The sequence below is a fragment of the Streptomyces pseudovenezuelae genome (assembly GCF_001513955.1).
GTDB classification, from domain to species: domain Bacteria; phylum Actinomycetota; class Actinomycetes; order Streptomycetales; family Streptomycetaceae; genus Streptomyces; species Streptomyces pseudovenezuelae.
The window spans coordinates 272,346-283,830 of record NZ_KQ948151.1 but is presented as its reverse complement, the minus strand read 5'-3'; the positions used below and the strand labels follow the sequence as shown (position 1 = coordinate 283,830).

At 70.3% G+C, this 11,485-nt stretch carries 8 protein-coding genes and 2 pseudogenes; 8 read left to right on the top strand and 2 right to left on the bottom strand.

Annotated features, from left to right (window positions below; all coding sequences use genetic code 11):
- The first annotated feature begins 81 nt into the window (after nucleotides 1-81).
- From AQI94_RS33045 to AQI94_RS33025, 4 genes are all read left to right on the top strand, one after another.
- The gene (locus tag AQI94_RS33045; protein ID WP_031055824.1) at nucleotides 82-1,266 is read left to right on the top strand and encodes a cytochrome P450; all 1,185 of its coding nucleotides are present in this window, start codon (nucleotides 82-84) and stop codon (nucleotides 1,264-1,266) included.
- A gap of 42 nt (nucleotides 1,267-1,308) precedes the next feature.
- Nucleotides 1,309-1,506, top strand: coding sequence for a ferredoxin (locus tag AQI94_RS33040; RefSeq protein WP_031055826.1), 198 nt, complete (start codon nucleotides 1,309-1,311; stop codon nucleotides 1,504-1,506).
- Nucleotides 1,503-2,660 carry an NAD(P)/FAD-dependent oxidoreductase gene (locus tag AQI94_RS33035; protein ID WP_031055828.1) on the top strand — a complete coding sequence of 386 codons (1,158 nt, stop codon included), beginning with the start codon at nucleotides 1,503-1,505 and terminating at the stop codon, nucleotides 2,658-2,660. Before AQI94_RS33040 ends, AQI94_RS33035 begins: the two co-directional genes overlap by 4 nt.
- Nucleotides 2,661-4,105: 1,445 nt before the next feature.
- Nucleotides 4,106-5,290 (top strand): beta-ketoacyl-[acyl-carrier-protein] synthase family protein, encoded by a 1,185-nt coding sequence (locus AQI94_RS33025; protein ID WP_031055834.1) that lies wholly within the window; start codon nucleotides 4,106-4,108, stop codon nucleotides 5,288-5,290.
- A gap of 139 nt (nucleotides 5,291-5,429) precedes the next feature.
- Here the strand turns inward: AQI94_RS33025 and AQI94_RS33020 are convergent, their stop codons facing one another.
- Nucleotides 5,430-7,592: an ATP-binding SpoIIE family protein phosphatase gene (locus tag AQI94_RS33020; RefSeq protein WP_031055835.1), complete on the bottom strand. Its 2,163-nt coding sequence runs from the start codon at nucleotides 7,590-7,592 to the stop codon at nucleotides 5,430-5,432.
- A 603-nt stretch (nucleotides 7,593-8,195) separates the two neighbouring features.
- Between AQI94_RS33020 and AQI94_RS33015 the strand changes: the two genes are divergently transcribed.
- Nucleotides 8,196-8,720, top strand: coding sequence for an NUDIX domain-containing protein (locus tag AQI94_RS33015; protein WP_031055838.1), 525 nt, complete (start codon nucleotides 8,196-8,198; stop codon nucleotides 8,718-8,720).
- A 601-nt stretch (nucleotides 8,721-9,321) separates the two neighbouring features.
- On the opposite strand, the pseudogene AQI94_RS46755 reads toward AQI94_RS33015, so the two are convergent.
- Nucleotides 9,322-9,528: pseudogene (locus AQI94_RS46755) on the bottom strand (IS256 family transposase); the annotation flags it as partial.
- A gap of 150 nt (nucleotides 9,529-9,678) precedes the next feature.
- Here AQI94_RS46755 and AQI94_RS46050 point away from each other — a divergent pair.
- From AQI94_RS46050 to AQI94_RS46045, 3 genes and pseudogenes are all read left to right on the top strand, one after another.
- A pseudogene (locus AQI94_RS46050) lies at nucleotides 9,679-9,924 on the top strand (IS5/IS1182 family transposase); the annotation flags it as partial.
- 2 nt (nucleotides 9,925-9,926) lie between these two features.
- Entirely contained in the window at nucleotides 9,927-10,697 is a 771-nt protein-coding gene (locus AQI94_RS33005) for an SDR family NAD(P)-dependent oxidoreductase (protein ID WP_031055843.1), read from the top strand.
- Between the two features lie 206 nt (nucleotides 10,698-10,903).
- Nucleotides 10,904-11,449, top strand: coding sequence for a hypothetical protein (locus tag AQI94_RS46045; RefSeq protein WP_031055846.1), 546 nt, complete (start codon nucleotides 10,904-10,906; stop codon nucleotides 11,447-11,449).
- Nucleotides 11,450-11,485: the final 36 nt, after the last annotated feature.

Here is an 11,485-nt window from a genome sequence, read left to right as displayed (position 1 = left end):
CGGCAGCCGCCCACGGACCAGCTCGCTCCACCCCACCTTCTTGCCTCCGCTCTTTCGCAGCTCCTTCAGGAGGGCTTCCGCATGCCCGTACGTACGGAGATTCCCGTCTACCACCCCGACCTGTATGCGGCGTCGGCCATCCGCGACACCTATCCGCACTACGCCGCGCTGCGCGACCTCGGCCCCGTGGTCCGGCTCAGCAAGCACAAGGTCTACGCGCTGCCGCGGTACGCCGAGTGCAAGCAGGTACTGCTGGACGACGACACCTTCGTCTCCTCGGGCGGCGTCGGCCTCAACCCCGTCGCCAACCGTGTGGGCCAGGGCACCACGCTGTGCAGTGACGGCGAGGAGCACGCCCGCCGCCGTTCCCTTCTCGCGCACCGCCTGACCCCCAGGGCACTGCGCGCGATGAAGGACACGGTCGAGCAGCAGGCGGCCGCGGTGGTCGAGGCAGCCGTGGCGCGGCGCACGGTCGATGCGGTGGAGGTCGCCACGGCGCTGCCGATGTCGGTCGTCCCCGACCTGGTCGGCTGGCCTCAGCAGGGCCGTGAGCACCTGCTGCGCTGGGCGGGCGCCGCCTTCGACGCGCTGGGCCCGTTCAACCGCCAAGCGGTCCGCGCCCTTCCCGCGTCCCTCGGCATGCTGCGCTACGCCCGCGGTGTCGTGCGCGACCGGTCCGTGCTGGACGGCAGCATGGGGGACGACCTGCTGCGCGCCTCCGAGGAGGGCCGGATCATGCCGGCCGAGTGCGCCACCATGATGCTCGACTACCTGGCGCCCTCCCTGGACACCACGATCAGCGCCATATCCAGCGCTCTGCACCTGTTCGCCACCCACCCCGAACAGTGGCGCCTGCTGAAGGCGGACCCCGGCCTCGTCCCGAAGGCGGTCAACGAGGTCGTCCGCTACGAATCCCCGATCCGTGCCTTCGGCCGCATCGCCGCGCGCGACACGGAACTGGCGGGCGTCCCCCTCGCCGAGGGCTCCCGGGTACTAGTCCTGTACGGCTCCGCCAACCGCGACCCGCTGGAGTGGGACGACCCGGACACGTTCGACATCCGCCGGGACGCCGCCCGCCAACTCGGCTTCGGACAGGGCACCCACGGCTGCGCCGGCCAGGGCCTGGCCCGCATGGAGACCTCCGCGATCCTCCACGCCCTGCTCGAACGTGTCGACCGCATCGAGGTGACCGGCACACCCGAGTGGGCTCTGAACAACATCATCCACTGCCTTGAGCGACTGCCGCTCGAACTCATCCCGGCCTGAATCCCGCCGCTCGCTCATCCCAGGACTGCTGAGGACAGCACCATGAAGATCTCCGTCGACCATCCACGCTGTGAAGGCCACGGCCTGTGCGCCGACCAGGCTCCCGACGTCTTCAGCCTGGACGACGAAGCCGAACTGACCTACCACTTCGAGGGCACCGACGTCCCCGACGAGCATCGACCCGCCGCCCGCGCGGCCGTCAACGCCTGCCCTGTTGCCGCCCTGCGGGTCCTGTCGTGACCGCACGGCGCTCGGTGCTCATCGTCGGCGAGTCGCTCGCCGGCATCACCGCCGCCCGCCACCTGCGCGCCCTCGGTCACACCGGCCCCCTCACGATCATCGGCGCGGAAGAACACGGCGCCTACTCCCGCCCGCCCCTGTCCAAGGCCGTTCTGAAAGACCCGGCCGCCGACCACACCCTCGGGCTGGTTCTGGACGGACTCGACGCCGAGGTCATCCGCTCGCCCGCCGTCACCGCCGACACCCGCGGCCGCACCGTCACCACCGCAGACGGCCGACAGGTCGACTACGACGCGCTGATCGTCGCCACCGGCGCGGACGCCCGTCGGCTTGCCGCCCCCGGGCAGCGGGGCGAACTCGTCCTGCGCACACTGGACGACGCCCGCCTGCTCCGCGCCCGCCTGGCGGACGCCGGCTCGGCGATCGTGCTGGGCGCGGGCTTCCTCGGTATGGAGGTGGCGAGCGCCTGCGTCGCCCGCGGCATCCCGGTCACCGTCGTGGACACCGACCAGCCGCTGGAACGCATCCTCGGCGGTCACCTGTCCGCCGTGATCACCGCACGCGCCGCGGAGTACGGCATCCGGTTCGTCCAGGCCACCGGCTTCGCCACCCTGACCGGCGACCCCGTGCGCGGCGTGGCGCTCCCCGACGGGACCGAACTCACCGCGGACCTGGTGGTCACCTGTGCCGGAGAGGTCCCCTGCGTCGACTGGCTGGCGGGGACGGGCCTCGCCGACCGTCTCGGCGTCGGCATCGACCATGCCTGCGCCACCACCGTGCCCGGCGTGTTCGCCGCTGGCGACGTCACCTACTTCCGCGGCGACGGCACACTGCCCGACCGGCGTGCGCCGTTCTGGTCCAACGCCGTCGCCCAGGGCAGGACCGCGGCGGCGTCCGTCCTCGGTCTGCCTTCGCCGGGACCGCCGCAGGACGACTACTTCTGGACCGAGGTCGCCGGTCTCACCCTCAAGATCGTCGGCCGTCTGCCGCTTCTCGGCGCCGCCACCACCGTGCAGGGCAGCGTCACCGACGGACGCGCGCTGCTGACCTGGGGCCATGCCGACGGGACGTCGACCGTGGTCGCCTACGGACTGCGCAAACCGGTCGGCGCGCTACGGGCCTTGGCCGCCCCGTCCTCGCCGCCGGCCCCGTGACGCATTGAGCCGACCGCTCCGGCCTCTGCGGACAAGCCACGACCTGATCGAGCACTGCGCCTGCCTCGGCACTGCGCCTGCCTCGGCTCTCCGAAGGCCGCGCTCAGAGGCCCGGACAGCCCGGAAGTTCACCCTTCTCCATCCAGAGAGCCGCAGCACCTGCGAAGGACGGCAGGGCGACTCCGGGTCCGCCTGAGCGCGTGTTCGCCGATTGCCTCGCAGGGGTCGGTGAGGCACTGGCCGATCGCGCCTCCCTTGTCGACTGGACGCTGCCGGACCGCGTCGCTGTCGCGGAACTGATCTGGCTGCCGGTCCGAGCCGCTGCTGCGGGCTGTCGTGGGCTGGTCCGGCGCGATCGGCCCGCCCGCGCCGCTGGCCAAGACCGCGAAGTCGTTGCGGTGGGCGCAGAAGGCGGTGCGTCTCATGGTGAACGAGAGGCTCCCACCGGTGAGGTGTCGCACTGCGCAGAGTACGGCGAGTCTCTGATCCTGCTGCAGGCGGGAGAGCTGGTCGAGAACCTGGCACAGCGCTGTCTCGCGCCGCTCACCGCATGTCACCCGGTGTGCAGCCGCTGTCTGGAGGAGACGCTGGCGGTGGTCTGCTGTGGGACGGGTGAACCGGACCGTGAGGCGGCCGCCGGGCGCGTGCAGCGATCACACTCGCGCACTGGCTCGGCCTGCTGGGCGCGGGGGTGTTCTCCTGCTGTGACGCAGTGAGGGAGCTGCTTGGCTCTCCGGCGAATCGGTGTGTGCGCTCGCGACAAAGCTGCTGAGTCGGGCAGTAGAGCGAGCCGACCTCAACGCTGCGGGCGGCGCGCTCACGCACAACCCGCCGATCCGGTAGGCGGTGACCTCAGCGTCACTATGTGAACCCCAGGCCGGCGGCCCGGACTTCGCAAGCGGTCGCGTCCCCGAGGCCGCCTGACGAAGCCGGACCGGCGGCGGCCCAATTCCGGTCGGGACCGCGATCGCTGCCAGGACCCTTCCCCGGCCCATGAGTTCGACGTACTTTTTGCCCCGCTCCTCGCGTTCCGTACCAGGGGCACCACGCTCTCGATGAACTCGTACAAGCTCGTTTCAGGACCCGGGACACCGCGCCCACGGGTGTGGGACGCTACGGATCGGCACCACCGGCTCCTCGTCGTGGAGGACAGCCAGGCCGTGGTGAGCCGCGGTGGCGGCGATGGCGAGGTCCACCGGTGGCATGTCGGGCAGGCGCGGCATCGCGCCGCCCCCTCTTCGGCGGTGTGCGCCGTGTCACGCATCGCAGAACCTCCTGAGTTGCCCAGATCACAGCGCAAATGCCCCCGCGGCATCCATGCTCGAAACGGACACGGAGTCCCGAACCGGAGCGCACTGTCGTGGAATTGGATGAATCATTCCCAAGTGGCATATGACACAGCGCCCGTGACAATTCATCTCGTTCCTTGTAGAAAGGCGCCAATCATGGTCGCTTACCTGTGCCCGCCTGCCGTGATACACGGCAAGCACGCCGTGCGGACCAGCCAGATCGTGGACGAAGTGCGCGGTCGGCACCCGAACGCGGCGTGGGCGCCGCGGATCGACGGCATCGCGGCCAGTACGGGCATCGAAACCCGTGGCTGGATGCTGCCGTTGGAGGCCGCCGTCGCGCCCGGCAGCGGAAGCACACTGTCGGCCGCCGGCATCGGGCCGGCCCGAGAGGCGCTGGCCGGTGACGGGTTCACCGAACAGGACGTGGATCGCGTGATCGCCGCCCTGGAGGCGATATCCGCGCCGCAGACCGTCCAGGAGCGCACCGCGCCGGCCTGGTCGGCAGTGCAGTCCTACGGTGAGCGTGCGGCACGCGGGGCCCTGCAGATCGCCGGGCTGGACGCCGTGGACGTCGATTGTCTGATCACCAGTCACTCCACCACTCCGGCGTTGCCGGGGCTGGACGTCTCCCTCGCCAACAGACTCCCGCTCCGGCGCGACGTGCTGCTCCTGCCGGCCACGCAGTGGGCGTGCATAGCGGGGACCCGCTCCCTGGCGCTGGCGGCGGATCTCGTGGCCGCGGACCCCGACCGGGTGGTCCTGGTCGTGATCGCGGAGGCACTGAGCACGACCTACCAGCCCGCGGACGACACTCTGGAATCACTCATCGTCCGGTTGCTGTTCGCGGACACCGCGGTCGCCGCGGTGGTCACGGGCCGCCCGAGGCCCGAGTCGACGCTGCGGCTGGACACCGCCTGGCACCACACCCTGCCCGGCACCCAGGACCTGCACCGCCTGGAGACACGGGAGGACGGCACCCACTTCGTGATGGACCGGCGCGGGCCGCGCGCCGTGCAGGAGACGGTCACCGCGATGTGGGAGTGGTTGCGCCTCCGATACCAGGACGACCCCGGCTCCTGGCACCCCGACGTTCTGCTCGCCCACCCCGGCGGGACGCGTGTGCTGGAGTACATGGAGCAGACGATGCCCGACGGGTGGCCGTCGGGGCTCCTGAGCTACAGCCGGGAGAGCTACACCAGTGGCAACCGCGGAGGCGCCGCCGTGTTCGACATCATGCGGAGGGCGTACGACGCCGGGCAGAAGGCGGGCAGCCGTGCTGTCCTGTACGCGGCTGCCCCGGGCCTCACGGCCACCGCTCTGGAAGGGGAGTGGCTGTAGGGCGGACTCGCGTCCCTCGCGTCCCTCGCTTCCTTCGTGACGCCGGTGCCGCCGCCCGACGAACAGCTCCCATGCCGCCCGGCCAACGCCCCCTCGCCACACGGCCGAAGCCACGCCACCCTCCGGCCAGAGCATCCCGTCACCGCTCGACCGAAGCCCACACCACCTTCCCGGTGTCCGTCCACCGCACCCCCCACCGGGTGGTGAGCCCATGCACCACGTGCAGGCCACGGCCGGCGTCGTCGAGGAGCCCGCCCGGGCCCAGCCGCGGCCTGCCGTTGCCGGTGTCACCCACCTCGCACAGCAGCCCGTGGCCGGTCCTGATCAGCCGTACCGTGATGGGTCCGCCGGCGAAGCGGACCGCGTTGGCGACCAGTTCGTCGACCACCAGCAGCACGCTGTCCCTGGTGTGCTCTCTGGTGCCCCACTGCGCGAGCAGCTCGGAGACCAGTGCGCGGGCCCGGGCGGCCGCGTCGCCGAGGGCCGGCAGGCGCCATGTCGCGGTGTCCCCCTTGCGGTAACCGATCATGCGGGCGATCAGCAGAGTCACGTCGTCGCGCCGACGCCTCGGTGCCACCGCCGAGACCACGCGCCGCGCGGCCTGCTCCAGGGCGTCCCAGGGGTGCACCGAGGACACGGCGTCCGTCAGCCTGTCGATGCCCTCGTCGATCGACAGGGCGGGATCCTCCACCAGGCCGTCGGTGTAGAGGGCGAGCAGCGAGCCCGGGGGCGCACAGAACGCGTGCACGTCGTACGGCTCCCGCAGCGCGAACTCGGCGCCCAGCCCGGGGTGAGGGCGTATCGCGACCGGGCCGGCGGGTCCGTCCGGGAATACCAGAACCGGGGGAAGGTGGCCTGCGCTGGCCACCTCCACGTGGTGGCTGACCGGGTCGTACACGGCGATGCAGCAGGTCGACCCCAGGGCGCTGTAACCGGCCGCCAGCCCGGACTCCGCGTCGTCCAGCAGCGCCACGGTCTCGTCCAGGTGCTCCAGCACCTCGTCGGGCGCCAGCCCCGCCGACAACAGCGCGCGGGCCTCCATGCTCAGCTGTCCCATGGTCGCCGCGGCGCCCAGCCCGTGCCCGACGACGTCTCCGACCACCAGCGCGGTACGGCCGTCCGGCAGCGGAAAACTGTTCACCCAGTCGCCGCCGACGCCCGCGCTGTCGGGGGTGGCGGGCTGGTAGACGCTGGCCGTCTGGATGGTGTCGCCCCCGGACCGCGGCAGCAGCCGGCGCTGCAAGGCCAGTACCTGCGTGTGCTCGCGCTGGTGCTGACGGGCCAGGTCCACGTGGTGGGAGGTCCTGGCCACCAGTTCCTGCAGGTCGAACAGCTCGCTGTCCGCGAAGGGGCGGTCCGCCCGTCGCCAGACCTCCGCGACACCCAGGACGATGGGCGGCGTGCCGTCCAGGACCAGCGGTATGCACACCACGGCCGCCGCCTGGTCGCCGGGCACCAGGGCACGTACCAGCCGAGGGCTGTCGAGCACCCGTTCGATAGCTGCCCGGTCGGGTATGACGATGGCCTGCGCGGCATCGTCACGCCGTATGGCCTGCGACAGCAGTCGACTCGCATCGCCGGGAAGATCGTCGCCCGGGGTCACGTAGCCGTCGGGCCAGGCCCGGTCCGGCACGAGGGCCGCCCGCCGCAGACGGACGCGCCCCTGCGGCTGCTCGGTGACCGCCTCACCCGTCCACACGGCGAAGTCGAGGTCGATGGCGGTCACGTCGCCCCAGGCCAGCAGGGACTCCGCCAGCGACTGCGCGGTCTCGCCGATGTCCAACGAGGTGCCGATCGCGGTCTCGGCGGCGTAGAGGTGCAGCCTCCTGGCCATGGCGATCAGCGAGACGGTCAGGCCCTCCTGAGGCGCCGCGGCGGCCAGGATGCTCATCGAGACCACCAGCTCCGACCCGTCGCCGCGTCGCAAGCGCTGGACCCGGGCGACGTGCGGCTCACCGGTCTCGAGGACCTGCCGCAGCCGCCGGGTGACCGTCGGTACGTCCGAGGGGGGCAGGAGGTCGACGAAAGGGCTTCCAGGCACGGCCTCCACCCCCGTGAAGACCGGGGCGTCCAGATTGGAGCGGGTGATGTGCAGATCCCGGTCCAGATTGACCGCGCCGAGGATTTGCTCCTGACCGACGGGGGTCGGGTTGTCGGATACGTCTCGGTGGACGGCGTTGTCCCCCTGCGAATCGGCGGAACCGGCGGCCGCTGCCGCTCCGTCGACTGGCATGTACTGCCCCAAAGCGCTGCTGACCATGTCGAACGGTGACGCAGACGAGGGGGGTGGGGTGGAGTCCATCCGACTCTCTCAGCTCGCTCGCCGACCCCGGCACCACGTCGGAGCCGTACCAGAACCCGGGCGACAGAGTCCCGGAATTCTTGACCGCAAACCTCATTCAATAACACCCTGGGCCGCTTCGCCCACACCAGCGGGCCGCACGGTGACGCGGTGACACCCGACGACCAGCCGACGACCGGTGTTCCTTCGCAGTCATGCCATGGTCGTCGTCGCTCTGTACCGGCGACCGGTCGAGGCCGAGTCGCCACGGGGCACACCCCGGCAGTGCGGGAGGGCAGCGGATCGCCTCAGGCGGGCGCCTGCGGCTGCCTCCTCGGGATGCGAGTGCTGCGGTTGACCGCCGCGCCCGGGCGGGGTGTGCCCCGTGGCGAACCGCGCCGACACGGATGGTCACCCGACGTTGACCGACAACACGGGGCAAGATGGTGAGGGGCAGGGGCGACCGGGCTTCAGGTGACCGTGAGCAGCTGTCGAGAAGGCGCAGGCGCCAGGCGAACGGCGAGGTGGCAAGTGTCTGGGCGGTGAGCGTCGTGCCGAGGCCTGTCGTTATCGAGGGTTCGGTTGGAGATTCGGGGTGTCAGTGCAGCCTCGTATGTTGGCCCCATGAGTCAGAAGGTGGTCGACGAGCGGGCCGTCGAAGCGGCGGTGAACGATGCTGAACAGGCGATAGCCGAGGTCGACGGGGCCCGCCGGTGGCTGGCGGCTGCCCGGCACGGACCGATGGAGCCTCTTGCAGCCGAGGTCTGGGTGTTCGACAAGGACCTTGCTCAGGTGGTGTTGGTCAAGCACCGTTGGCGGGGTTGGGTGCCTCCGGGCGGAAAGGTCGAGGCCGGCGAGACACCGCGCGAGGGTGCGATCCGGGAGCTCTTCGAGGAGACGGGCCTGCGGGTGGAACTGCTGGCTGAGCCGGCGGCGGTTGCGGTTCGCTCTTATCACCCGGAATGGCCGGTCACGCTCGGGCTGTCGTACGCCGCCGTCGTTGATGCAACGACCTCGTTTGTCCCGGAGGCCGGGCAGCCGGTGGCTTGGAAGAGGTTGGACGAGGGCTGGGAGAGCTGTTTTCCCGATGATCTCTCCCGAATCCGTCAGCATGCCGCGTGGTTGGCTGATCGGGTGGGCCGTCACTGAAGGGCCGCTGCGACTCTTCCGTGGCGGACACATTCGCGTCGGAGGTCGAGGTTCATCGCCCTGGGCTTGTTCGAGCGCGTTTCGCAGAGGGCCGTACCTCTCTCGGTGCTGCTTCTTCAGGGGATGATCTGACTGGTCAGCGCGAGGACGAGGTGATCTCTTCGTCGGCCGCAGGCCTTGGCGCGGGAAGAGGCCGGGTCTGCGACCGTAGCCGTTCGATGCGTCCTCGCAGGTCGGAGTCGTTGCAGAGGAAGGCATGGGAGACGCCGTCCTCGCGCTGGAGGGCCGGGCCTGCAAGTGATCGGCCAACCGCGTTGGACCAGAGTGTGGATCGCCTTCTCTGTCGCGGTGGCCTTGGCTGGCCTGGGACTTGGACCTCGCGGCGGTGGCTGGTGTCTGGGTTTGCTCGGCAGTCAGGGGTGTGCTCCTGGAGTCGAGCTGACGGGTGAGCGGGACGGGGCCGGTGGACGTCAGTGACGAAGATCGAGCGGCCAGACACGTATCCCAGTCGTCCTATGCTGCGCAGATCACGTGCGAGCACATCTGATGGGGGCGCTCATGTTCGACGCGGAAGAGTGATTGTCAACATCAGCGCGGTTGTTCAAGACGCAATGGCTCCGGAGCGTTCCACGAGGTGGCCGCTCTTGACGCGGGCGCCGTTGCGGACGAGGGCAACACAAGGGTGCGGTGATCGCGCGCCAGCGGGCCCGGGCGGCCTCGACGAGTTTGAACACCCTCGCCAGCGCCGCGGCCGAGCTGCCGGCCCTGCGGGTGACTTGGTCCTCAGCTTCACGGTGCTGAAAGTGCTGGAAGCATCCAGTGGATCCACAAGATCTGACAATTCCTCGTTGACCAGCCCGAGTGGCGGCGGTGGAGCAGGTCGGACGGGGTCTTGCCCCCACAGGGTCCGGATCTTGGTCGCCCATATCATCACCAGGTATTCTCCGCGCTGGTGGAAGGCATGCACGTCCCAGTCCGCACCGACCCTTGCGGGAAGCTTGTCAGTGCTTCGCCGGAGCTGCCGGGCGCGGTGCACGACATCAGGGCAGTCCGCTCCCACGACCTGCTCGACGCCCTCAACGCCGGCAGCATCCAGAGCTGGGCCGCCATGGCCACTCTCGAGTCCTGGCGGCTGCCGCGGAAGCTTCGCTGCAGCACCACCCGCGTCGCCGACCTCGTCAAGGCCAACCTCACCCTGGAGCTGACATGGGGAAGATCATCGGCAGGACGGTTCTCATCGTCGGTGCCTCGTCGGGCATTGGAGCCGAGGTGGCCCGCCGGCTCGCCCCGGGCGGCAACCGACTCGTGGTGGTGGCACGGCGGGCCCGTGAACTGGCCACGGTGGCTGAGGCCGTACGTGCCGCCGGCGGAACCTGCCTGGACATCGCCGCCGATGCTTTGGACCCGCAGGCGGCTGCCAAAGTCGTGGCGTCCGCCGTCGAGGCGTTCGGCTCCGTCGACATCGCGCTGCTGAATGCCGGTCAGGGGCCGGACATGTCCATGGAGGACGTCAGCACGGACGATGTTTCACGGATCATGGCATTGAACTACGACGTGGTGGTCAACTACCTGATTCCCTTGATCGACCAGATGAAGAGGCAGCCCGCCGGTGGCCTCATCGCTCAAACCAACTCGCTGGCAGGGCTGATGGGCATCCCCCGGCAAGGCCCGTACTCGGCTGCGAAGGCGGCGGCGCGGACCCTCATCGACGCCGCGCGCGTCGAGCTGGCTCCGAAGGGCATACGGTTCACGACGATCCACCCCGGATTCGTGGCGACCGACCGCGTCGGCACGGACGGACTGCCCAAGCCCTTCCAGATCAGCCAGGAACAGGCCGCCCGGCGTGTCGTGCGGGCCCTGCAGAAGGAACCTGCCAACTGCTTCTTCCCCTGGCCCACAGCGACACTGGTTCGCGCACTGCGCATCCTGCCCGCCCGGCTGTCAGCCCTGGTCCTGCGAGCTCTGGCCTCCCGGTGAGATGAGCGGCCTGAACGTCTCGGCCTTCTCGACGACCGACGGGGCCGAGGGTGAGGGAGTTGGTGGTTCCGTAGCCAACGACGTGACGGTGACCCGGAACGCGGCCTGGCTGACCGACAGCCTCCGCCCGTCCCTCGTCCGGGTGCCGATCGGAGGGTTTCAACGCCAATGGCATCGATGCCACGCCCGACCGCAGGCACCTGATCGTGGGCCAGTCCGATGCCGGTGACGGCCATTCGGCCTTCTGCCTGGTGCCCACCGACACTCCCGGCGGGACGGCCGACGCCCGGCGGATCACCCTCCGCGGCACCATGGACGCAGCCGACGGTCTGCAGCTGGTCGGGCGGACCCTCAACGTGGCCGATCCCAAGGGTGTGGTCAAGATCGACCTCTCGCGGTCGCTCACCCACAGTCGGGTCCTCGGCACGACCGCCGTGCCGGGCGCCGCATGGTCGAGCGCGGCCAAGTCGTTCGGCTGCCGTCTCTACGTCGTCGACGCCAACTTCGGCAAGAACAACTCCAACGTCGGCAACCCGGCCGCCGCATTCAAGGCAGTGGCCATCCCCCTCGCGAAAGGCCCGGATGTAGTCCTGTACCGGGCCGGCGCTGCCGGCAGGGGATGCGCTGGAACGTGCAGGTGCCCAAGAGGACCCGCGTCGTCCGCTGGTCGGACGCGGGTCCACTTCTGGTTGGCCGCGCTGCCGCAGTCCCAGATCTGGACCTTGGTGCCGTCGGCGGTCGGCCGCCGCTGACGTCGAGGCATTTCCCGGAGCCGACAGCCGTGATGG

What these genes read in the sequence shown, in the direction of transcription:
- AQI94_RS33045 (WP_031055824.1), top strand. Translation starts at nt 82, where the DNA reads ATGCCCGTACGTACGGAGATTCCCGTCTACCACCCCGACCTGTATGCG.
- AQI94_RS33040 (WP_031055826.1), top strand. Translation starts at nt 1,309, where the DNA reads ATGAAGATCTCCGTCGACCATCCACGCTGTGAAGGCCACGGCCTGTGC.
- AQI94_RS33025 (WP_031055834.1), top strand. Translation starts at nt 4,106, where the DNA reads ATGGTCGCTTACCTGTGCCCGCCTGCCGTGATACACGGCAAGCACGCC.
- AQI94_RS33020 (WP_031055835.1), bottom strand. Translation starts at nt 7,592, where the DNA reads ATGGACTCCACCCCACCCCCCTCGTCTGCGTCACCGTTCGACATGGTC.
- AQI94_RS33015 (WP_031055838.1), top strand. Translation starts at nt 8,196, where the DNA reads ATGAGTCAGAAGGTGGTCGACGAGCGGGCCGTCGAAGCGGCGGTGAAC.
- AQI94_RS33005 (WP_031055843.1), top strand. Translation starts at nt 9,927, where the DNA reads ATGGGGAAGATCATCGGCAGGACGGTTCTCATCGTCGGTGCCTCGTCG.